The sequence below is a fragment of the Stenotrophomonas sp. YJH_SMC_94-11 genome, from assembly GCF_059370435.1.
Genome location: NZ_JCAFTR010000001.1, coordinates 488,568 through 510,987 on the forward strand (window position 1 = coordinate 488,568; position 22,420 = coordinate 510,987).

Annotated in this window: 17 protein-coding genes; 10 read left to right on the forward strand and 7 right to left on the reverse strand. The window is 67.4% G+C overall.

Going from position 1 to position 22,420, the window contains the following annotated elements; all coding sequences use genetic code 11:
* Positions 1–37: 37 nt before the first annotated feature.
* On the reverse strand, positions 38–2,071 hold the full coding sequence (locus AC5P74_RS02240) for a TonB-dependent receptor domain-containing protein (protein ID WP_053497024.1): 2,034 nt from the start codon (positions 2,069–2,071) through the stop codon (positions 38–40).
* Between the two features lie 496 nt (positions 2,072–2,567).
* Here AC5P74_RS02240 and mdoH point away from each other — a divergent pair, with 496 nt between their 5' ends.
* From mdoH to hemC, 5 genes are all read left to right on the forward strand, one after another.
* Positions 2,568–4,493 carry a glucans biosynthesis glucosyltransferase MdoH gene (mdoH, locus tag AC5P74_RS02245; RefSeq protein ID WP_053497026.1) on the forward strand — a complete coding sequence of 642 codons (1,926 nt, stop codon included), beginning with the start codon at positions 2,568–2,570 and terminating at the stop codon, positions 4,491–4,493.
* A 50-nt stretch (positions 4,494–4,543) separates the two neighbouring features.
* A complete protein-coding gene (locus tag AC5P74_RS02250) occupies positions 4,544–5,203 on the forward strand; it encodes an alpha/beta hydrolase (protein ID WP_005419549.1) in 660 nt (219 codons plus the stop codon).
* Positions 5,204–5,206: 3 nt separating this feature from the next.
* Positions 5,207–6,250 carry a sensor histidine kinase gene (locus tag AC5P74_RS02255; RefSeq protein WP_005419547.1) on the forward strand — a complete coding sequence of 348 codons (1,044 nt, stop codon included), beginning with the start codon at positions 5,207–5,209 and terminating at the stop codon, positions 6,248–6,250.
* Between the two features lie 10 nt (positions 6,251–6,260).
* Positions 6,261–6,992: a LytR/AlgR family response regulator transcription factor gene (locus AC5P74_RS02260; protein WP_053497027.1), complete on the forward strand. Its 732-nt coding sequence runs from the start codon at positions 6,261–6,263 to the stop codon at positions 6,990–6,992.
* A 575-nt stretch (positions 6,993–7,567) separates the two neighbouring features.
* Positions 7,568–8,479 carry a hydroxymethylbilane synthase gene (gene hemC / locus AC5P74_RS02265; protein WP_206620679.1) on the forward strand — a complete coding sequence of 304 codons (912 nt, stop codon included), beginning with the start codon at positions 7,568–7,570 and terminating at the stop codon, positions 8,477–8,479.
* Positions 8,480–8,598: 119 nt separating this feature from the next.
* Here hemC and AC5P74_RS02270 read toward each other — a convergent pair whose 3' ends face one another.
* Both AC5P74_RS02270 and AC5P74_RS02275 read right to left on the reverse strand, forming a co-directional pair.
* Complete coding sequence (locus tag AC5P74_RS02270) at positions 8,599–9,375, reverse strand: DUF481 domain-containing protein (protein WP_049413237.1); 777 nt, start codon at positions 9,373–9,375, stop codon at positions 8,599–8,601.
* 106 nt (positions 9,376–9,481) lie between these two features.
* Positions 9,482–10,084 (reverse strand): LolA-like protein, encoded by a 603-nt coding sequence (locus AC5P74_RS02275; RefSeq protein WP_069139700.1) that lies wholly within the window; start codon positions 10,082–10,084, stop codon positions 9,482–9,484.
* An 80-nt stretch (positions 10,085–10,164) separates the two neighbouring features.
* Here AC5P74_RS02275 and AC5P74_RS02280 point away from each other — a divergent pair, with 80 nt between their 5' ends.
* Complete coding sequence (locus tag AC5P74_RS02280) at positions 10,165–11,136, forward strand: helix-turn-helix transcriptional regulator (RefSeq protein ID WP_005419539.1); 972 nt, start codon at positions 10,165–10,167, stop codon at positions 11,134–11,136.
* A gap of 26 nt (positions 11,137–11,162) precedes the next feature.
* Positions 11,163–11,957, forward strand: a complete 795-nt coding sequence (locus tag AC5P74_RS02285; RefSeq protein ID WP_495204782.1) for a MetQ/NlpA family ABC transporter substrate-binding protein — start codon at positions 11,163–11,165, stop codon at positions 11,955–11,957.
* A 177-nt stretch (positions 11,958–12,134) separates the two neighbouring features.
* Here the strand turns inward: AC5P74_RS02285 and glpK are convergent, their stop codons facing one another.
* From glpK to AC5P74_RS02300, 3 genes are all read right to left on the reverse strand, one after another.
* Positions 12,135–13,634 carry a glycerol kinase GlpK gene (gene glpK / locus AC5P74_RS02290; RefSeq protein ID WP_171958247.1) on the reverse strand — a complete coding sequence of 500 codons (1,500 nt, stop codon included), beginning with the start codon at positions 13,632–13,634 and terminating at the stop codon, positions 12,135–12,137.
* A 102-nt stretch (positions 13,635–13,736) separates the two neighbouring features.
* Positions 13,737–15,221, reverse strand: coding sequence for a glycerol-3-phosphate dehydrogenase (gene glpD / locus AC5P74_RS02295; RefSeq protein WP_346607535.1), 1,485 nt, complete (start codon positions 15,219–15,221; stop codon positions 13,737–13,739).
* A 240-nt stretch (positions 15,222–15,461) separates the two neighbouring features.
* Positions 15,462–16,097, reverse strand: a complete 636-nt coding sequence (locus AC5P74_RS02300; RefSeq protein ID WP_005419535.1) for an OmpW/AlkL family protein — start codon at positions 16,095–16,097, stop codon at positions 15,462–15,464.
* Between the two features lie 186 nt (positions 16,098–16,283).
* Between AC5P74_RS02300 and AC5P74_RS02305 the strand changes: the two genes are divergently transcribed.
* The 3 genes from AC5P74_RS02305 to lpdA all read left to right on the forward strand — a co-directional run bounded on the left by AC5P74_RS02305 (position 16,284) and on the right by lpdA (position 20,607).
* Positions 16,284–16,802: a DNA-deoxyinosine glycosylase gene (locus tag AC5P74_RS02305; RefSeq protein ID WP_346607534.1), complete on the forward strand. Its 519-nt coding sequence runs from the start codon at positions 16,284–16,286 to the stop codon at positions 16,800–16,802.
* A gap of 167 nt (positions 16,803–16,969) precedes the next feature.
* The gene (gene aceF / locus AC5P74_RS02310; RefSeq protein WP_197598647.1) at positions 16,970–18,691 is read left to right on the forward strand and encodes a dihydrolipoyllysine-residue acetyltransferase; all 1,722 of its coding nucleotides are present in this window, start codon (positions 16,970–16,972) and stop codon (positions 18,689–18,691) included.
* Positions 18,692–18,798: 107 nt separating this feature from the next.
* Entirely contained in the window at positions 18,799–20,607 is a 1,809-nt protein-coding gene (lpdA, locus tag AC5P74_RS02315) for a dihydrolipoyl dehydrogenase (RefSeq protein WP_346607533.1), read from the forward strand.
* Positions 20,608–21,352: 745 nt separating this feature from the next.
* Here lpdA and AC5P74_RS02320 read toward each other — a convergent pair.
* Positions 21,353–22,171, reverse strand: a complete 819-nt coding sequence (locus AC5P74_RS02320) for a hypothetical protein (RefSeq protein WP_046984971.1) — start codon at positions 22,169–22,171, stop codon at positions 21,353–21,355.
* Positions 22,172–22,420 lie beyond the last annotated feature (249 nt).

Consider the following 22,420-nt stretch of genomic DNA (forward strand, 5'->3'; position numbering starts at 1 on the left):
GGCATGTCGCCAGCGCGATCACGGCGCGTGCCGCCGGTCAGAACCGCGCGGTCATGCTCAGGAAGTAGCTGCGCCCGGCGACGAAGTAGTCGGTTGAGCCTTCCGCATACAGCTTCTTGTCGGCCAGGTTGCTGACGCCACCGCGCAGGGTCAGCACTTCGTTGACGTTCCATGCCGCGGTCAGGTCATACAGCGTATAGGCCTTGAGGAAGGTCGTGGCGGTGCCGGTCTGCCTGCCGGTGTACTGCGCCGACAGGCTGCCGGAAAACACCGTGCTGGGCGCCCAGTCCAGCGACGAATAGCCGGAGAACTCCGGCGTATCGATCAGGTTGCGGCCGGTGGTCAGGTTCCTGGCTTCCTTCATCCAGGTCGCCGAGGTGCGCCAGCGCCACTGCTCGCCGAAGCGGACGTTGAGGTTGCCTTCCATGCCGCGGGTGCGCGCGCGCTGTACGTTGCTCATGCGCGTCCACCAGATGCCGTTGAACCGGCCCAGCGGTGCGTACTCGATCTTGTTCCGGAAGTCGGTGTGGAAATAGGTCACGCCGACATCGATCAGGTCATTGTCGAAGCTGATGCCGATCTCGCGGTTGGTGCTGGTCTCCGGATCCAGGTCCGGGTTGCCGGCCATGTAGCACCCGCCACGGGTGTAGCCCAGCGGAATCAGCGAGGTGCAGCCGCGGCCCCCGGACTGGGTAGCGGCACTGGCCGAGTTCTCGGTCAGGCTGGGCGCACGGAAGCCCTTGGAGACGCCACCGCGGATCGTCCACTGTTCGGCAGGGTGCCAGACCAGGTACGCACGCGGGCTGACGTGGCCGCCGAACTGCTCGTGATGGTCCAGGCGCGCGCCCACGGTCAGGGCCAGGGTGCGGTGCAGTTTCAGCTCGTCCTCGGCAAACAGCGCCCAGGTGTCCACGTCCAGAGTGGAGCCGCTGACCGCGTTGCCGGCATAGTCGATCGGCGCGCGGCCGATGGTGTCGGTGTTGGTCAGCTCCTGCCGCTTCCATTGGCCGCCTACGGCGAACTGGTGTTCAACGCCGAGGGTGAACGGCGTGGTCAGGCTGCCCTCGATGATCGTATCGGTGGCTTCGGAACGGCCGGCAGCACCGATGTCGTTCCTGTACTCGGTCCAGTACGCACTGATCTTCGAATTGCCGAAGCGCCACTTGCCATCGTGGTTGAGCGCCAGCGAGCTGCGCTTGAGCTCACTGGCACCCCAGGCACCTTCGTCCTGCTTTTCCAGCGACGCATCGATGAAGGCCTGCTGCACGCCGTGCCCGGCTTCCAGCGACAGTTCCTGTGCGTCGCTCAGCTTCCACTGCAGCAGCGCATCGACATTGCGGTCCTTTTCGCCCGCGTAGGCATTGCCGGAGACACCGCCGTTGGAGCGGTCCGAATCGCGGCGCATGCTGTTGGCACCGATGCGCAGGCCGAAGCGTTCGCCCAGCGGCCCGGAGAACGTGGCGCCGATCTGCTGGGTATCGCCGCGCTTGCCGTCAGCCGGGCGGGTGTAGCTGTGGGTGGCGCTGCCGTTCCATTCGTCGCCGATGCGCCGGGTGATGATGTTGATCACCCCGCCCATCGCATCGGAGCCATACAGCGACGACATCGGCCCGCGCACCACTTCGATGCGCTCGATCTGGTCCGGCGAGATCCAGTTCAGGTCCTGGCGGCCGAGGTCGGGGCGATAGTTGGTCGAGGCCGAGCTGCCCATGCGCTTGCCGTCCACCAGCACCAGCGTGTAGTTGGACGGCATGCCACGCAGCTTGATCTTGGACTGCTCGCCGACGGCGCTGAGGCCGCCGGTCACGCCCGGTACGCGGCTGAGCAGGGCGGCCAGATCCGGTACCGGCTGGCGCTCGATGTCCTCACGACTGACCACGCTGATGCTGGCCGGGGCATCCTTGATCCACTGCTGGCTGCCTGAAGCCGTGACCACCACGGTATCCAGGTCCTTGGTGGAGGCATCGGCGGCGGCCTCTGCGGCGGCCAGGCCGGGCAGGGCCAGCAGGCAGGCGGTGGCCAGGCGGGTGCGCGGCAGGCGCGCGGAACGGGAACGGGACGACAGGGACATGACGGCTTCCATGGGAGGTGGGGTGACCCGGTGGAAGCAGCAGGCGCAGGCAGACAGCAGGCAGCCGCCCCTTCCGTGGGTCGTCGGGTGCGCGGTCTGGACCGGCGCAGCTGGGTGGGTCGCGGCCGCGCGGAAGACGGTGACCTGCCTGGTTGATTAAATGATAACCGTTCGCGTTTGTTACGATCCAGTACCGGGGGCGATGCAGTGACATCTGGCCATGCCCTGGCGTGATCGCCTGCTATTTGCTGAATGGGGACAAATCCCGGTGTAGACCTTCGCACCCGGCTTACATTCTGGGCCCTAGACTGGGCCGCATTTTCGATTCCGCCCCGTTGGAGATCGTGTGGGTTCCGGTAGTGACAGACATCGACTGTGCGGCGTGAGGCCGACACAGCCAGGACAAGTGCGGGCGCCGGGAAAGCGCGCCGGGAACCTTGGTGCATGCAGCCCGGCCGGGATGGCCGGCCGTGCCGACGGCGCGGAGTAAGCGACGATGGGGGTGCAGACCATCCATGCGGAAGCAGGAACGCCCCGGCTCGATGCCGGCTGGGCGCTGCTGCCCGCTGAATCGCCATTGCCGATGCCCGAACAGACCCTGCGCGAAGGCGCACTGAAGGTCCGGCGGCATCGCACCTCGCCGCGCCTGATCGGCCTGCGCCGGCTGTACCTGTTTGGTGGCACGCTCGGCATGACCGCCGTGGCTACGCGGATGATGTGGCGGGTGCTGTCGGCCAATGGCATCAGCGTGCTCGAAGCCTGCCTGCTGGTGCTGTTCGTCGGCCTGTTTGCCTGGATCGCGCTCTCCTTTGCCAGCGCCCTGGCCGGCTTCCTGACCGCGGTGTTCGACCGGGGCTATCGCCTGGGCATCGACCCGGACAAGCCGTTGCCGGCCGTGCACAGCCGTACTGCGCTGTTGATGCCGACCTACAACGAAGACCCGCGCCGCCTGCTGGCGGGCCTGCAGGCGATCTACGAGTCGGTGGCGGCCACCGGCCAGCTCGACCGCTTCGACTTCTTCGTGCTCAGCGACACCCGCCGCGAGGACATCGCCGCTGCCGAGGAACAGGTGTTCGCCGAGCTGCGCGAGCGTGTGCCGGAGGGGCAGACGCGCCTGTTCTATCGTCGCCGTGGTGACAACAGCGGGCGCAAGGCCGGCAACATCGCCGACTGGGTCCGCCGCTTCGGCGGTGCCTACCCGCAGATGCTGATCCTTGACGCCGACAGCCTGATGACCGGCGACAGCATCGTGCGCCTGGTGGCCGGCATGGAACACAACGCCGACGTCGGACTGATCCAGACCCTGCCGTCGGTGATCGGCGGCCGCACCCTGTTCGCGCGCATGCAGCAGTTCGGTGGCCGCGTGTACGGGCCGGTGATCGCCCGCGGCGTGGCCTGGTGGCACGGCGCCGAGAGCAACTACTGGGGCCACAACGCCATCATTCGCACCCGCGCCTTCGCCGACCACGCCGGCCTGCCGGCGCTGCCGGGGCGCAAGCCGTTCGGCGGCCATGTGCTCAGCCACGATTTCGTCGAAGCGGCGCTGATGCGTCGTGGCGGCTGGGCCGCGCACATGGTGCCCTACCTCGGTGGCAGTTACGAGGAAGGCCCGCCGACGCTGACCGACCTGCTGGTGCGCGACCGTCGCTGGTGCCAGGGCAACCTGCAGCACGGCAAGGTGGTCGGCAGCCGCGGGCTGCACTGGATCAGCCGCACGCACATGCTGATCGGCATCGGCCACTATTTCACCGCACCGATGTGGGCGATGCTGATGCTGATCGGCATCGCCATCCCGCTGTTCCAGGAAGGCATCGATTTCAACGCCCTGCTGCACCTGTCGCCCAGCGTGTACTGGCGCGCGCAGGATGAAGAGCAGGTGGTGCGCCTGTTCGCCGCCACCATGGCGGTGCTGCTGCTGCCCAAGGTGCTCGGCTACCTGGCAATGCTGCTGGACCCGGTCGACCGCCGCGGTTGTGGCGGTCCGATCCGTGCCTTCGTATCGATGCTGGTGGAAACCGTGCTCGCCGCGCTGATGGCGCCGGTGGTGATGTACGTGCAGTCACGCGGCGTGGCCGAAGTGTTGTCCGGGCGCGATTCCGGCTGGGACGCGCAGCAGCGTGACGACGGCGGCATCTCGTGGATGGCGTTGATCCGTGGCTACGGTGGCCTGGGTGTGTTCGGCGCCTTCATGGGCGTGCTGGCCTGGGCGGTATCGCCGTCGCTGGCGGCCTGGATGGCGCCGGTGGTGATCGGCATGGTTCTGGCCGTTCCGGTGGTGGCGCTGACCTCCTCGCGCGGCCCCGGTGCGTTCCTGCATCGCCTCGGCCTGCTCGATATCCCCGAAGAGAACATCCCGCCACCGGTGCTGGTACGCGCCGCGCAGCTGCGGCGGGAAGCGGCCGCGCAACCGCCGCTGTACTGATTGCCCCGCGCCAGCGGCATAATGCGGCTCGAACTTGAAGGAGCCGCATCATGCTGCAAACGGTGGAACAGGAAACCGGCGCCTCGCCGCAGTGGTCGGTGATCTGGTTGCACGGCCTCGGCGCCGACGGCCATGATTTCGCGCCGATCGTGCCGGAACTGGTGCGGCCGCACTGGCCGGCGCTGCGCTTCGTGTTCCCGCACGCACCCGTGCGGCCGATCACGATCAACAACGGCGTGCCGATGCGCGGCTGGTACGACATCGTGGGCATGGACTTCCGTTCGCGCGCCGACATGGCTGGCGTGCAGGAATCGGTGGTGCAGCTGGACGCACTGATCGCGCGCGAGATCGAGCGCGGCATCGCGCCGGAGAAGATCTTCCTGGCAGGCTTCTCGCAGGGTGGGGCGATCATCCTGACGGCCGCGCTCTCGCGTACCGCGCCGCTGGCCGGCCTGATCGCGCTGTCCACCTATCTGCCCGAAGCCGACAGCGCCACGCGTGTTGACGGCGCGGTGCAGGTGCCGGTGTTCATGGCCCATGGCAGTGGCGACCCGGTGATCCCGCAGGCCGTCGCAGCGCACAGCGCGCAGGCGCTGCGTACGCTGGGCCTGGATGTGGCGTGGCACAGTTACCCGATGGCCCACCAGGTCTGTGCCGAGGAGATCCAGGCACTGGGTGACTGGCTGCAGGAACGCCTGGGCGCCGCCTGAGCCATGTCGCCGGCCAGCACACCGCCGTGGATGCCGGAACTGTGCCGCCTGCCACGGCTGGCGGCGATGCTCGGCCTGGCCGAGCTGGTGGTGGTGGTACTGGCGCTGGCGCCGGACGGCAGCCGTCACTGGACCTTCGGCGAACTGCTGTCGGCCAGCGGATTCGCGCTGTGGCTGGCGCTGGCGGTGACCGCCAGCCTGTGCCTGCTGCGGCAGACCCTGTCGCGGCTGCCGCCGGTGCTGGGCGCCATTGCGGCGACCGTGCTGGCCACCCTGATCGCGGTGGTCTGCGCCGGCATCGTGCACGCGCTGTACGCGGTGCTGGGCGACAGCTTCGCCAGCGGCATCAGCTTCTGGCGTTTCACCCTCGGCAGCGCGGCAACCACGGCGCTGATCGCCGCGCTGGCGCTGCGCTACTTCTACGTAAGCGATCGCTGGGCCGCGCAGGTGCAGGCCAACGCGCGCGCGCAGGCCGACGCGCTGCAGGCGCGTATCCGCCCGCATTTCCTGTTCAACAGCATGAACCTGATCGCCAGCCTGCTGCATCGTGACCCGGCAGTCGCCGAGCGCGCGGTGCTGGACCTGTCCGATCTGTTCCGTGCCGCGCTGGGGGCGGGCGAGGGCGATTCCACCCTTCGCGACGAATGCGAGCTGGCCGAGCGCTACCTGTCGATCGAATCGCTGCGCCTGGGTGAACGCCTGCAGGTGCGTTGGCAGCGCGACGAGCCGCTGCCATGGGACCTGCCCTTGCCAAGGCTGGTACTGCAGCCGCTGGTGGAAAATGCCGTGCTGCATGGCATCTCGCGCCTGCCCGACGGCGGCACCATCGAACTGCAGCTGGCGCGCGAGGGCAATGAACTGCAGATCCGCGTACGCAACCCGGCACCCGATCCGCAGGCGCCGGGGCTGGCGCTGGCACGCGGCGCCGGCCATGCCCAGCACAGCATCGGCCATCGGCTGGCCTGGCGCTTCGGCAGCACCGCGCGGATGACGGCTGGCTGGAGCGAGGGCTACTATGCCTGCCAGGTGACAGTGCCGATCCAGTGAGGGAACGATCGTGAGGGTAGTCATCGCCGACGACGAACCGCTGGCGCGCGAGCGCCTGCGCAGCCTGTTGGCGGCACAGGACGGCGTGGACGTGGTGGCCGAGGCCGGCAACGGTGAGCAGGCCCTGCACGCGTGCGCGGAGCTGCAGCCGGACCTGGTCCTGCTGGATATCGCGATGCCCGGGCTGGATGGCCTGGAAGCGGCCCGCCACCTGGCCAGCTTCGAACCCCGGCCAGCGGTGGTGTTCTGCACCGCCTACGATGCGCATGCGCTGTCGGCGTTCGAGGCCGCAGCGATCGACTACCTGATGAAGCCAGTGCGTGCCGAACGGTTGGCGGCGGCGATCGCACGTGCGCGCACGTTCCTGGCCGGCCGCGATGGCCGGCCGCAGGAGCACAGCGGGCAGCAGGCACGCAGCGTGCTGTGCGCACGCCTGCGCGGCAGCCTGCGCCTGATTCCGCTGGACGATATCCACTACCTGCAGGCCGAGGAGAAGTACGTGGTGGTGCACCACGCGCGCGGCGAGGACCTGATCGAGGAATCGCTGAAGTCGCTGGAAGAGGAGTTCGCCAGCCGTTTCATCCGCATCCATCGCAACTGCCTGGTGGCGCGCCACGAGCTGGTGGAGCTGCGTCGGGGCTCGGGCGGGCAGGTGCAGGCGGTGTTGCGGCATGGCAAGCAGCCGCTGGAAGTCAGCCGCCGGTGCGTGGCGACGCTGAAGCAGGAACTGCGGCACTTGTGAGAGTTCCGCGCGGCCTGCGGCCGCGACTGCTGTGAAATCAACAGCAACAGCAACAGCAACAGCAACAGCGGGTTGTCGGCTCTGTGTTGTTGCGTGTTGGGTGAGGCGGGATGGGCGGGCGGGACACGCCGTAAACCCATCCATGGGGGCTCGATGGCGCCATCCATGGCGCCAACGGTCCCGCCCGCCCATCCCGCCTCACCCTCGCGAATTTCCCGGTGACGGACGGCAAAGGCATTGTTGTTATCGAGGGGGGAAGAGGGGTCAGATCCCTTTTCCTGCGGAAAAGGGATCTGACCCCGGAAGCCGCCGGCTGTTGCCTTTGTTTCTGCACTCTTTTTTTTTGATCTTCCGTGGCTGGCGCACACGGAACCTGTCAAAGGCCGGGTGGGGTGGGATCGCGGGGGTGACCGCGGCATGGATGCCGCGACCGAGCTTACATGGACGTACTTGCAGCGGCCCCTGCGCAGTCCATCCCGCCCGGCCAAGCACGGCTGTTGCTTTCACGCCCCCCAGCCAGCCACGAGGGGCTCCGCCGTTGGCCGTATCCGCGCCGAAGGCGCGATAATGACCGTATGGAAACTGTCCGCATCGCTACCCGCAAGAGCCCGCTCGCCCTCTGGCAGAGCGAACACGTCGCCGACCGCCTGCGCCAGGCCCACCCCGGCCTGCACGTGGAACTGGTGCCGATGAGCACCCGCGGTGACGAGGTGCTGGACCGCTCGCTGGCCGCCATCGGTGGCAAGGGCCTGTTCCTGAAGGAACTGGAGCTGGCCATGCTGCGGGGTGAGGCCGACTGCGCCGTGCACTCGCTGAAGGATGTGCCGATGGAACTGGACGCGCCCTTCGCGCTGCCGGCGATGCTGACCCGGCACGACCCGGCCGATGGTTTCGTCTCCAACCTGTACGCCTCGCTGGACGCGCTGCCGATCGGCGCGCGGGTCGGCACCTCGTCGCTGCGCCGCCAGGCCCAGCTGCGCGCGCTGCGCCCGGACCTGGAGCTGCTGGACCTGCGTGGCAACGTCAACACCCGCCTGGCCAAGCTCGACAACGGTGGCTACGACGCCATCGTGCTGGCGGTGGCCGGCCTCGAGCGCCTGGGCCTGGGCGAGCGCATCGTCGCGCGCCTGCAACCGCCGCAGTGGTTGCCGGCGCCGGCGCAGGGCGCGGTGGCGGTAGAGTGCGACGGAGGCAACACGCGCCTGATGGCGCTGTTCGCCACGCTTGATGACGCCGCCACGCGCGCCTGCGTGGAAGCCGAGCGGGCCATGAACCGCGCGCTGCATGGCAGCTGCCACGTGCCGGTGGCGGCGATCGCGCAGTGGCAGGGCGACGACCTGCACCTGCAGGGCCTGGTCGGCAGCGCCAGTGATGGCCGCGCCGTGCGTGCCGAAGCGGTGGGCCCGGCCCGTGATCCGGAAGCGCTGGGCCAGCGGGTGGCGATGCTGCTGCTGGACGCTGGTGCTGGCGAACTGCTGAACGTCTGAGGCACCGCAGGTAGTGCCGGGCGCTGGCCGGCAACCTCATGCCGCCGATTGAACGCTGTTGCCGGCCAGCGGCCGGCACTACCGAAATGAAGAACGGGCGCCCTGGGCACCCGTTCTGCTTATTTGAACTTGTAGACCACGTTCATCGTGGTCAGCGTATCGGTCTTGCGCTTGTCGACAGCGACGTCGCTGTTGTAACGCGCCTGCCAGCCGGCCTTCAGCGCCAGGTGCTCGTTCATGCTCACCGAGACACCGAAGTCGTTCTGGCCGAAGGTGTTGTACGAACCGGACTCGACCAGCAGCGTGTTCACCAGGTCGGTGTTGTCGGTCAGCGAGTACTTCAGGTCGAACAGGCCACGGCCGATCATGCCGGTACGGGTGCGGTCATCCTCGGTGCTGTGCGTACGGCGCACGCCGGGGCCGATCTGCGCGTCGAACGAGAAGCGCTCGGTGTTCCACAGGCGGGTGCCGTAGCCCAGACCGAACGAGCTCTGGCGGTCGTAGGTGGCGAAGTCGTCGCGCTCGGTACGCACCGTGGCGGTCAGCTGGCGGTGCTCGCCCAGCTGCAGCGCGCTGCCCGCACTGCCGGTGTAGCGGTTGGCGGTGGTGTTGCTGCGGCGGGTGGTGGTGCCGTCGTCGTTGGTCTCGGTCACCTTGGAGCTGGAGCGCAGGCCGAACAGGTCCATGCTGTGCACCCAGTCGCCGTCGGTGTAGCGCAGGCGCAGGCGGCCGTTGAAGCTCTCGGTGCTGCTGTTGCCGCGTGCCGAGGCAAAGCCGAGCTCGCCGCCGCTGCCACTCCACGGCGAGGACATCGCCGCCAGTTCGGAGGCATCCTGCGCGTATGCGAGCGGCGCACACAGCAGCAGGGGGATCAGCAGGGACACGCGCAGGGACATCGAGGCTTCTCCGGAACGGTTAACAGCCGGTGATGATACTGGAAGCGTGATGGCGGTCCGAATCGATCCAAAGCGTGCTTCAGCGAACGTTGCCGCGATCGCCTATTCAGGGCAGATCCACACGCAATGCGGGGTCGTTGAAGCGCGAATAGCGAAGGCGCAGCTGGAAGCTGCGGCCATTGCTGCTGCCGCTGCGCACGATCTGGCGTGGCAGGCCCTGGGCATCCACCCAGTACTCCAGGCGTTCGCCGGGCTGGTTGCCGCGCAGCCGGTAGTGACGGGTCTCGACCCCGTCCAGCGCCTGGCTGCCGAGATCTTCGGCCTTCAGGTCGGCGGGCAGGGCGTCGGCCGGCAGCGGGTTGCGCCACTGCTCGAGCAGGCCGGGCGGGGCCGGCACCTGGCGGATCGCACCGTCGGCCTGCAGGAACAGGGTGTCGCCGATGATGGTCTGCGGCCCGGCCGGGGTCTCCACCCGGAAACGGTCGGGTGCAACGAAGTCCATGGCGCTGCGTACCCGCTGCGGCGCGCCCAGCACTTCCAGTTCGGCGTGGAAGCTGCGCAGGGCGGCGAAACGCTGGCTGGCGCCCAGCACCGCCTGTGCCGGATCGGCGGCGGGTACCGGGGCCTCGGTGCCCGCCGGCGCCGGCGCGCGATCGCAGGCGGCCAGCAGCAGGCAGGCCAGCAGGGACAGGGCAGGCAACCGGCGCATCGGGCATTCCATGGGGTGGGGGCGACCACGATAGCCCAAACGTCCCACACAAGACCCGCGACTCGGACATAATCGGGGGTATGGACCGATACGAACGCATCACCGCCCTGCATCGTCTGCTCAAGTCCGCGCGCTATCCGGTGACGGTGGCGACCCTGCAGGACAAGCTCGGTTGTTCCCGTGCCACCGTCTACCGCGACCTGGCCTTCCTGCGCGATGCGCTGATGGCACCGATCGAGGGCGACGGCGAGGCCGGCTTCCGCTACCAGGCCGACGAGAGCGATCGCTTCGAGCTGCCCGGCCTGTGGCTCAGCTCGGAGGAGCTGCATGCCCTGCTGGCCTCGCAGCACCTGCTGGCGCGTACCGGCGGCGGCGTGTTGTCGTCGGTGCTGGCCCCGCTGCAGCAGCGCATCGAGAGCCTGTTGGCAGCCCAGGCCGGTGTCTCCAGCTGGCCGGTCGACCGCGTGCGGGTGATTCCGCACCGTGGCCGCAAGTTCGATGAAGGCAGCTTCCGCAGCGTGGCCTCGGCGGTGCTGGAGCGCCGTCAGCTGGCGTTCGAGTACCGCGCCCGCTCCACCGACGAGCCGACCAAGCGCACCGTCTCGCCGCAGCGCCTGACCCATTATCGCGACAACTGGTACCTGGATGCCTGGGACCATGACCGCGAGGCGCTGCGCAGTTTCGCGGTGGACCGCATCCACAAGGCACGGGTAATCGACAGTGCCGCCCGCGATGTCGCCGACAGCGAGCTGGACGAGCAGCTCGGCGCCAGCTATGGCATTTTTTCGGGTGCGCCGAAGGGCTGGGCGACCATCCTGTTCAGCGCCAAGGCTGCGCGCTGGGTGGCCGACGAGCACTGGCATTCCAAGCAGCAGGGTCGTTTCCTGGCCGATGGCCGCTACGAACTGAAGGTGCCGTACAGCGTCTCGCGAGAGTTGCTGATGGACGTGCTGCACTATGGTTCGGATGCCGAGATCATCGAGCCGATCATGCTGCGCGAGCAGGCCAAGGCGCTGCTTGAGCTGGCCCTGAGCAACTACGAAAAATCCTGACACTCCCCCCGAGAACCCCGTCCCCCATGAAGAAGACCCTGTTGCTGTCCCTGCTCGCCGCTGCGCTGGCCCTGACCGCCTGCGGCAAGTCCGGCGAGCCCTCGCAGAAGCTGGTGGTGGCCGCCACGGCCGTGCCGCATGCCGAGATCCTCGAGGTGGTCAAGCCGATCCTCAAGCAGGAAGGCGTGGACCTGGACGTGCGCGTATTCAACGACTACGTGCAGCCCAACGACCAGCTGGTGCAGAAGCAGGTGGACGCCAACTACTTCCAGACCGAGCCGTACCTGGATGCCTACAACCGCGACCGCAAGACCGACCTGGTGAGGGTGATCGGCGTGCACATCGAGCCGTTCGGTGCGTACTCGCGCAAGGTCAAGTCGCTGGCCGAGCTGCGCGACGGTGCCGACGTGGTGATCCCGAACGATCCGAGCAACAACAGCCGCGCGCTGATCCTGCTGCACAAGGCCGGCGTGATCGAGCTGAAGGACCCGGCCAACGCGCTGTCGACCCAGCGTGACATCACCGCCAACCCGAAGAACCTGAAGTTCCGCGAGCTGGACTCGGCGATGCTGCCGCGCGTGCTGGACCAGGTCGATCTGGCCCTGATCAACACCAACTATGCGCTGGACGCCGGCCTCAACCCGACCAAGGATGCGCTGGCGATCGAGAGCAAGGATTCGCCGTACGTGAACTTCCTGGTCGCGCGCCCGGACAACAAGGACGACGCCCGTGTGCAGAAGCTGGCCAAGGCCCTGACCAGCCCGCAGGTGAAGGCCTTCATCGAGAGCAAGTACAAGGGCGCGGTGCTGCCGGCGTTCTGATTGCGGCTGATCTGTTGATTTGAATGGTGGGTGTCGACCTTGGTCGACACTGCCTGCCCTGTAGAGCCGAGCCCACGCTCGGCTCTGCTGTTTCCGGCATTTCACCAACGGCAGCCGAGCATCGCTCGGCTCTTCCGTGTCACTCCACGTGCCGCAGCAGGGCAGGGCATTGCAGTTTCAATCGACGTGGAAGGCGAGGGTGGCGGCAACTGCCTGCTGCCATCCCGCATACAGCTTCTCGCGCCGCGACACCTCCATCTGTGGCTCGAAGCGCCGGTCCAGGCCCCACTGTGCAGCGATCTGTTCGCGGCTTGACCAGAACCCGACGGCCAGGCCGGCCAGATAGGCCGCACCGAGCGCGGTGGTTTCGGTCAACCGCGGCCGCAGCAGCGGCACTCCGAGGATGTCTGCCTGGAAGCCGGCCAGGAAGTCGTTGCCGATCGCACCGCCATCAGCGCGCAGCTCGGTCAGTGCGATGCCCGCATCGGACTGCATGGCATCGAGCACGTCGCGCGTCTGGTAGGCCATCGCTTCCAGCGCGGCGCGCACGAAATGCGCCTTGCCCGTGCCACGGGTCAAGCCAAACATCGCACCGCGCACATCACTGCGCCAATAGGGCGCACCCAGGCCGACAAACGCCGGCACCAGGTAGGCACCGCCACTGTCGGGCACCTGCGCGGCCAGTGCCTGGCTGTCGCTGGCGCGTTCGATCATGCGCAGTCCGTCGCGCAGCCACTGCACCACCGAGCCGGCGATGAAGATCGACCCTTCCAGCGCATACTCCACGCGCCCGTCCAGGCCCCAGGCAATGGTGGTCAGCAGGCCGTTGCGCGACCGCACCGCCTGCGCACCGGTATGCATCAACATGAAGCAACCGGTGCCATAGGTGTTCTTGACCATGCCCGGCTGGAAACAGGCCTGGCCGAACAGTGCCGCCTGCTGGTCACCGGCGATGCCGGCGATCGGGATCGGGTGGTCGAAGAAGAACTGCGGCCGGGTGTGTGCGTACACCGCACTGGAGTCGCGCACCTGCGGCAGCATCGCGCGCGGGATGTCGAGCAGGGCCAGCAGATCGTCATCCCAGTCCAGCGTGTGGATGTTGAACAACAGCGTGCGCGCCGCGTTGCTGTAGTCGGTCACATGCGCCTGGCCACCGCTGAGGTTCCACACCAACCAGGTGTCGATGGTGCCAAACAGCAGCTCGCCACGTTCGGCGCGCTGCTGCGCACCTTCCACGTGGTCGAGGATCCAGCGCACCTTGGTCGCAGAGAAATAGGCATCGATCAGCAGGCCGGTCCGCTCGCGGATCAGCGCTTCATGGCCTTCGGACTTCAGTCGTTCACAGATGGCGTGGCTCTGCCGCGATTGCCAGACGATGGCGTTGTGGATCGGCTGGCCGGTGGCACGGTCCCAGACCACGGTGGTCTCGCGCTGGTTGGTGATGCCCAGTGCGGCGATATGGCGCGGGTCGATCTGCCCGCGACTGAGCAGTTCGGTCAGCGTGGCATAGACGCTGGTGAGGATCTCGCGCGGGTCATGCTCGACCCAGCCGGGTTGCGGGAAGATCTGCGCGAACTCGCGCTGCGCGCTGCCGATGATGTCGCCGGCACGGTCGAACAGGATCGCGCGCGAACTGGTGGTGCCCTGGTCGATGGCCAGCACGTAGCGGGGCGTCATGCAGCGTCTCCGGTAGAGCAGTCAGGGTAACTTACCTTTCTCTCTGTAGAGCCGAGCCATGCTCGGCTGCATTTGCACAACGCAGCCGAGCATGGCTCGGCTCTACAGAGTGGAGTGTTCGATCCACGCCTGCAGCCGTGTCACCTGCGCAGCGTCCAGCCGCAACCCCAGCTTGCTCCTTCGCCACAGCACGTCCTCGGCAGTGCGCGCCCACTCATGCTCGCGTAGAAAGGCCACTTCCCGGGCATGCAGGCCGCCGCCAAACGCCTCGCCAAGATCGTGCAGGCCCCGTATACCCTGCAGCAGTTCCGCGCTTCGACTGCCATAGGCCCCGGCCCAGCGTCGCGCGATACCTGCGGGCAACCAGGGTGCCGATACCTGCAGATGCGCGCCCGCCTGCGCGGCGTCGCCCCAGTCGCTGCCTGGCAGCGGGTCCCCGTGTGCTGTCCACGCCGCTCCCATCTGCGGCAGGGCGGGCCGCAGCAGCTCCAGCGCTTCCTCGGCCAGCACCCGGTAGGTGGTCAGCTTGCCGCCCAGCACATGCAGCGCCGGTGCCGGGTCCACCTGCAGCTGCAGGCGGTAATCGCGGCTGAGTCTTGCCGCGCGCGGATCGGGATCAGCCAGCAGCGGGCGGACACCGGCGAACTGCCAGACCACATCTTCCGGCGCGATGGGTTCATGCAGGTAGCGGTTGGCCGCTTCGCACAGGTACGCCACCTCTGAAGGCAGCACGCTGCAGCGCGCCGGGTCGCCGCGATAGTCGGTGTCGGTGGTGCCAACCAGCAGGTGGTCGTGGGCGAAGGGCAACAGGAACACCACGCGTCCATCGGGTTGCTGCAGCAGGCACGCGCTGTCATCGGGCCAGGGCCGGCGCAGGACGATGTGGCTGCCTTGTACCAGCCGCAGCGCGGGGCCGCCACTGCGTGCCTCCATCCGTTCCAGCAGGCCGCCGGCCCACGGCCCTGCCGCATTGGCGACGGCGCGCGCGGTCACCTGCTGCTGGCCATCAGCGGATTCCAGCACCGCCTGCCACCGGCCCGGCAAGGGCTGCAGGTCGATGCAGCGGCTGCGCACACGCACCTGTGCGCCCCGCTGCGCGGCATCCAGGGCGTTGAGCAGCACCAGTCGCGCGTCATCGACCTGCGCGTCGGCGTAGCTGAAGGCCTGCCGCAGATCCGGGGAAAGCCAGGGGCCGAGCGGATCGCGCTGAAGGTCCAGGGCGCGCGAGGCGGGAAATGCCGGGCTGCGACGGCCCAGGTGGTCATACAGCCACAGTCCCGCGCGTAGCATCCAGCGTGGGCGCAGATGGGGTTCCCACGGCAGCACAAAGCGCAATGGATGGACCAGATGGGGCGCCTGCCGGCGTACCACCTCGCGTTCGCCCAGCGCCTTGCGCACCAGCCCGAGCTCGCCCTGTTCCAGGTAGCGCAGGCCGCCGTGGATCAGCTTGCTGCTGGCGCTGGAGGTATGCGCGGCAAGGTCGTGCTGCTCGCACAGCAGCACGCGCAGGCCGCGGCCGCTGGCGTCACGGGCGATGCCGGCACCGTTGATGCCGCCACCGATCACCAGCAGGTCGACGTCGTCCATCGTGTCTCCGCGTCCTGTGTCTGTAGCCGAGCCGCGCCACCATTGACTGTGGGCGCCATTGAACGTAACGCATCGCAATGCGCGCGGAGCCCGCCGCTCGACTCGGGATAGGGGGCTTGGCTCGACTCTACAAAAAGGCAGTCGAGCATGGGCCCGACTCTACAGAACGCCGGTGACGGAAACGACGACGGGCCCCGAAGGGCCCGTCGCGTTGCATCAGTGAAGCAGGTGCAGCCTGGATCAGAAGCGGGCGCCGATGCCGAAGCCGACGGTCCACGGATCCATCTTGGCTTCGCCGATCTTCTCGCCGCCAACCTTGATGTCCGGGCGGGCGCGCATGTAGCGGGCGTCAGCACGGGCGAACCAGGTGGAGTTGATGTTCATGTCGACGCCGACGGTGCCGATCACGCCCTTGGCATCCTTGAAGCGGATGTCGGTGTCAGCGCCGTTGCCCAGCTTCTCGTTGCTGAAGCTCGACTGGTAGTAGCCGACGCCCACGAACGGACGGAACACGTTGTCAGCCTGGCCGAAGTGGTACTGGCCGCTCAGCGCGACCGGCTGCTGCTCGACCGAGCCCAGGCGGGCATTGTTCGGGCCCTTGAACTTGTTGTCGAACTTGTCAGCGGCGCCCCACAGTTCAACGGCCCAGTTGTCGTTGATGTAGTAGCTGAAGCTGACGGTCGGCGCCGGGCCACCATCGGTCTTCTTCACGCCGGAGATCGGGTCGTTCTTCGGTTCCAGCAGCGAGATGCCGCCAACAACGGCAAAATGCTTGCCCGACGCGGTGTCGGTGCTGCTGCTGTCCTGGGCGAAAGCGGCCGGCGCGAAGGCGGCGGAGGTCAGCAGGGCGAGACTCAGGATACGGATGGAGCGCATGGGGGTATCTCCTAATGTTTCTTGTTTTGGGCCCCCGGTTGCGGGGCGAGCACACCGTAGTCGCCCCAACATGAATCGAATCCGACGCACGTTAAAAAATAGTTTTCCTTGTTCAGCGACGGGTACGGAACGCCTGTATTCATGGGGTTTCTGGCGCTCGGGGACATTCATGCAGTTGGAGAAGATGTGAGCACAGCAACGTTGTGCATTGGCCTGCAAGCGCAGGTGAACGTGGAGTGCAGGGTGCTGCTGCTGGGCTCGATGCCGGGCGTGGCGTCCCTGCAGGAGCAACGCTATTACGCCCATCCGCGCAACCGCTTCTGGCCGCTGATGGCCGACATCTGTGGTTTCGACGCGGATCTGGCCTACGCCGCGCGGCTGCAGGCATTGAATGCCGCGGGCATCGGTCTGTGGGATGTGATCGGTCGCTGCGAGCGCCGAGGCAGCCTGGACGCGGACATCGTGCGTGGCACGGAAGTGGCCAATGCACTGCCGGAACTGATCGCCACGTTGCCTGAGCTGAAGCTGATCGGCTGCAATGGCGCTGCATCATGGCAGGCGTTCCAGCGCTGGGTGCTGCCGCAGCTGCTGGAGGCCCCGCCACAGGTGGTTGCATTGCCCTCGACCAGCCCGGCCAATGCGGCGTGGTCGTTGCCGCGCCTGCGCCAGGCCTGGCAGCCGGTTGCAGACGCACTGGCGACATGAAGCGGACATCGTCCGGACAATACGCTACCGACTGGTCGCGGCCGGGACCCGTGGGCAACAGCCTGTCCCGGCTGCGTGCGTACTGAAAACACCTGTAACGGTTGGCGCTGGACCCCGCTGGCCGCACAATAGACGTTTCCCTACACCAGATTGCCGGAGTTATCCCCATGGCCGAAATCAAGGAAGCACTTGTCCCCGATATCGGTGACTACAGCGATATCCCGGTAATCGAGGTGCTTGTCGCCGTCGGCGACACGGTCAAGAAGGACCAGGGCCTGGTGACGCTGGAAAGCGACAAGGCGACGATGGAAGTGCCGTCCTCGGTGGCAGGCGTGGTCAAGGAACTGAAGGTCAAGGTGGGCGACAGCCTGTCCGAAGGCAAGGTCGTGGCGCTGATCGAAGTGGCCGAAGGCGAAGCCGCCGCGCCGGCCGCCGCCGCACCGGCACCGGCCAAGTCCGCTGCCCCGGCTGCCGCCACCCAGAGCGCGCCGGCCCCGGCCGCCGCTGCGGCGGCCGCTCCGGCCACTCCGGCCGCCAGCGGTGGCGCAGTGGAAGCGCTGGTGCCGGACATCGGCGACTACGCCGGCATCCCGGTCATCGAAGTGCTGGTCGCCGTCGGCGACACGGTCAAGAAGGACCAGGGCCTGGTCACGCTGGAAAGCGACAAGGCCACGATGGAGGTGCCGTCGTCAGTGGCCGGTGTGGTCAAGGAGATCAAGGTCAAGGTGGGCGACAACCTGTCGCAGGGCGACGTGGTTGCCATCATTGAAGCCGAAGGCGCTGCCGCGCCGGCACCGACCAAGGCGGCGGCTGCCGCTGCTCCGGCTGCCGCCGAGACCGCCACCAAGGTCGAGCCGGTCGCTGTGCCGGCACAGCCGGACAAGCTGGCGGCGCGCGAGATCGCTTCGGCCGGCACCCCGTCCAGCCCGCCGGTGCAGTTCAACGCCGATGGCGTGCTGCCGGCCAAGGTGCCGTACGCCACCCCGGCGGTGCGCGTGTTCGCCCGCGAGCTGGGCGTGGACCTGCTGCAGATCAACGGCACCGAGAAGGGCGGCCGCATCACCAAGGCTGACGTGCAGAAGTTCGTCAAGGCCGCACTCAGTGGTGGTGTGCCAGCAGCTGCCGGTGGCGCCGTCGCCGCCGGTGGTGGCCTGAACCTGCTGCCGTGGCCGAAGGTCGACTTCAGCAAGTTCGGCGAGACCGAAGTCCAGCCGCTGTCGCGCATCAAGAAGATCTCCGGCGCGAACCTGGCCCGCAACTGGGCGATGATCCCGCACGTCACCCAGTTCGAACAGGCCGACATCACCGACCTGGAAGGCCTGCGCGTGGCGCTGAACAAGGAAAACGAGAAGGCCGGCATCAAGCTGACCATGCTTGCTTTCCTGATCAAGGCCAGCGCCGCGGCGCTGAAGAAGTTCCCGGAATTCAACGCCTCGCTCGACGCCAGCGGTGAGAACCTGACCCTGAAGAAGTACTTCCACATCGGCTTTGCCGCCGATACGCCGAACGGCCTGGTCGTGCCGGTTATCCGCGACGTGGACAAGAAGGGCGTGGTGCAGATCGCGCAGGAAACCGGCGAGCTGGCCAAGAAGGCGCGCGACGGCAAGCTGGGCCCGGCCGACATGAGCGGCGGCTGCTTCTCGATCAGCTCGCTGGGCGGCATTGGCGGCACCGCGTTCACTCCGATCGTCAATGCACCGGAAGTGGCCATCCTGGGCGTGTCCAAGTCCTCCATCCAGCCGGTCTGGAATGGCAAGGAGTTCGCGCCGAAGTTGATGCTGCCGCTGTCGCTGAGCTACGACCACCGCGTCATCGACGGCGCCCTGGCCGCACGCTTCACCACGTACCTGTCGCAGGTGCTGGCCGACATGCGCCGCGTGCTGCTGTAAAGCACCGCTTCGCCCCCACCGTGCGGCCGCAGCCCCTGGCGCGGCCGCGTGAACAGATGCAGTGACAGCCCACCGGCCATGCCGGTCGGGCACGAGGAAAACCCACCATGGCCACGATTGAAGTCAAGGTTCCCGACATCGGCGATTACAGCGATGTGCCGGTGATCGAAGTGTTGGTCGCCGTCGGCGACACGGTGAAGAAGGATCAGGGTCTGGTGACCCTGGAATCGGACAAGGCCACCCTGGAAGTGCCGTCCTCGGCGGCCGGCGTGGTCAAGGAAATCAAGGTCAAGCTGGGCGACACCCTGTCCGAAGGCGCCGTGGTCGTGGTGCTGGACGCTGAAGGCGCCGCCGAAGCCCCGGCCAAGGTCGCTGCGCCGGCTCCGGCTCCGGCCGCTCCGGCCAGCAAGCCGCCGGTGACCCCCTCGCACCGCGCCCCGGCCGAGCCGGTGGCACCGAAGCCGGCGCTGTCCAGTGGCAAGCCGGCCGACATCGAATGCGAAATGGTCGTGCTGGGCTCCGGCCCGGGCGGCTACACCGCCGCCTTCCGCGCCGCCGACGTCGGCCTGGATACGGTGCTGGTCGAGCGCTACGCCAGCCTCGGCGGCGTCTGCCTCAACGTCGGTTGCATTCCGTCCAAGGCGCTGCTGCACGCTGCCGCGGTGATCGACGAAGTGGCCCACGCCGGCGATTTCGGCGTCGAGTTCGGCAATCCGACCATCACCCTGGACAAGCTGCGCCAGTACAAGGAAAAGGTCGTCAACCAGCTGACCAAGGGCCTGGCCGGCATGGCCAAGCAGCGCAAGGTCCGCAACGTGCAGGGCGTCGGCAGGTTCCTCTCGGCCAACGAACTGGAGATCACCGCCGCAGACGGCAGCACCCAGCTGCTGCGCTTCCAGAAGTGCATCATTGCCGCTGGTTCGCAGGCGGTGAAGCTGCCGAACTTCCCGTGGGACGACAAGCGCGTGATGGATTCCACCGACGCGCTGGAGCTGGCCGAAGTGCCGGGCTCGCTGCTGGTCGTCGGCGGCGGCATCATCGGCCTGGAAATGGCCACTGTGTACAGCGCACTGGGCAGCAAGGTCACCGTGGTCGAGTTCATGGACCAGCTGATGCCGGGCGCCGACAAGGACCTGGTCAAGCCGCTGGCCGACCGCCTGAAGAAGCAGGGCATCGAAGTGCACCTGAAGACCAAGGCCTCGGGCGTCACCGCCGATGCCAAGGGCATCACCGTGACCTTCGAGGCGGCCGAGGAAGGCCAGGCACCGGCGCTGGCGCAGGGCACTTTCGACCGTGTTCTGGTGGCCGTCGGGCGTTCGCCGAACGGCAAGAAGATCGATGCCGAGAAGGCCGGTGTGCAGGTCACCGAGCGTGGCTTCATCCCGGTTGATCGCCAGATGCGCACCAACGTGCCGCACATCTTTGCCATCGGCGACATCGTCGGCAACCCGATGCTGGCCCACAAGGCCACCCACGAAGGCAAGCTGGCCGCCGAAGTGGCCGCTGGTCACAAGAAGGAGTGGGTGGCCCGCGTGATTCCGTCGGTGGCCTACACCAACCCGGAAATCGCCTGGGTGGGCGTGACCGAGACCGAAGCCAAGGCCAAGGGCCTGAAGGTCGGCGTGGCCAAGTTCCCGTGGGCCGCCAGCGGCCGCGCGATCGGCATCGGTCGCACCGAGGGCTTCACCAAGCTGATCTTCGATGAGGAGACCCACCGCATCATCGGCGGCGCGATCGTCGGCGTGCATGCCGGTGACCTGCTGGCCGAGATCGGCCTGGCCATCGAGATGGGTGCCGAAGCCGAAGACATCGGCCACACCATCCATGCGCACCCGACGCTGAGCGAATCGGTGGCGATGGCCTCGGAAATCTACGACGGCACGATCACCGATCTGTACATGCCGAAGAAGAAGTAAGGCGCCCGCGCCGTTCCGAACGAAAAGCCCCGGCATCTGCCGGGGTTTTTTGTTGAGCTTCGATCACTCTCATTGCGAGCGTTCGGGCCGCTGCGCGGGTGGCCGGCGTCTGGACAAATGTCCCCCGTCGTCCGCCTGCGGCGGTCGCCTCCTCCTTTACTTTGTCCAGACGCCGGCCACCCACGCAGCGGCTCGGCTTGCGGGTAGTCGAGAGCCACTGCCTGGGCCGCCTGGATGCCTGACACGCGGAGGGAGCGGGGGCTGGGTGCGAAGTAAAGGAGGAGGTGACGGCTGCAGGCCGGCGCCGGGGGACATTCGCAGCCAGCCCCCGCTCCCTCCAGCGCTCGACCACGCCTGCGTCTACGGCAACTGTCACCGCGAAGGTCTGGGCCGCAGCGCAGGTGGCCGGCGTCTGGACAAATGTCCCCCGTCGTCCGCCTGCGGCGGTCGCCTCCTCCTTTACTTTGTCCAAACGCCTGCCACCCGCGCTGCGGCTCGGCTTGCGGGTAGTAAGAGCCAGTGCCAAAGCCGCCCGGATGCCTGACACGCGGGGGGAGAGGGGCTTGCGTGCGAAGTAAAGGAGGAGGTGACGGCCGCAGTCCGGCGCCGGGGGACATTCGCACGCAAGCCCCTCTCCCCCCGCGCTCGACCAACCCGCTTCTGCTTGACCGTGCAATCAAAAAAGCGCGGCCCCGATGTTCCGGAGGCCGCGCCAGGAGAGAGAGTGCCGTGGAAGGGGCGGGTGTCAGAACACGAAGCTGACGCCGGCCACCGGGCCCTTGAACTCCTGCTTCAGGCCGATGGTGCCGTCGCTGCCCTTCTTGTCCGCATCGAGCTTGAACCAGTCGTAGCCGGCGAACACACCGAAGTTCTTGGTGAAGCGGTAATCGACGATGGCGTTGGCGCGGCTCAGATCGCCCTTGTAGTCATCGAAGCTGCCCCAGCGCGTGTTGAGGTACTGGCCCTGCAGGGTGATCATCCACTTCTCGGACGGGGTGAAGCTCAATCGCGCACCGACCACCGGCGCCACGCCGTCGGTCTTCTCGTTGAGGAACTGGCCTTCGTACACGGTGCCGAGGTCGGCGTAGGCCTTGGTGCTGACCTTGGCGTACTCGGCACCCAGCTGCAGGCCGAGGTCGAACGTATCGGTGTCCACCACCGAGTAGTCATAGACCAGGCTGGCCACCTGGTACTTCAGTTCGCCCTTGACGAAGCTGCCGGACGGCACGTTGACGTCACCGAAGGAGATGTCCTGGCCGAGGGTCTCGCGGCGGTCCTTGTCGTACTTGAAATAGTTGAACAGCAGGCGTTGGCGGTTGCTGATGCGGAACATGCCGTCAATGCGCGGCTCCCACTCCTTGCCACCCAGCTTGAAGTCCTCGGAAAAGCCGATGTCCTGCCCGGCGACATTGGTCTTGCCGCGGAGCGTGTTGTCCGAGTCGATGTTCATCGCACCCAGGCGCAGGGCAAAGCGGTCGTCGCCTTCGGCGGCGTGGGCAGCGGTGGCGAACGAGGCGCCGGCGGCGATCAGGGAGAGAGCGAGCAGGGTGGGTACGGGGCGCATCGAAGAGTCCTTGCAGTGGTTCATCAGAATGAAGACCACTGTGCCGGACAGGCCCGTCCACCATCCGTGAACGTATGGTCCACGGCATGTGCACGGTTCAGTGCTGTCGCGACGATGCAAAAAGATGGCCCCGGAGACGGGCTTCGGGGCCATCGTGGGACCTGCGGGGTGGAGCCGACGAGGATGCTGCAGGCAGGTCGAAAGATCGGACCCGCGCATCCGGCGAAAGTTCCTCGCCTGCGACCAAAG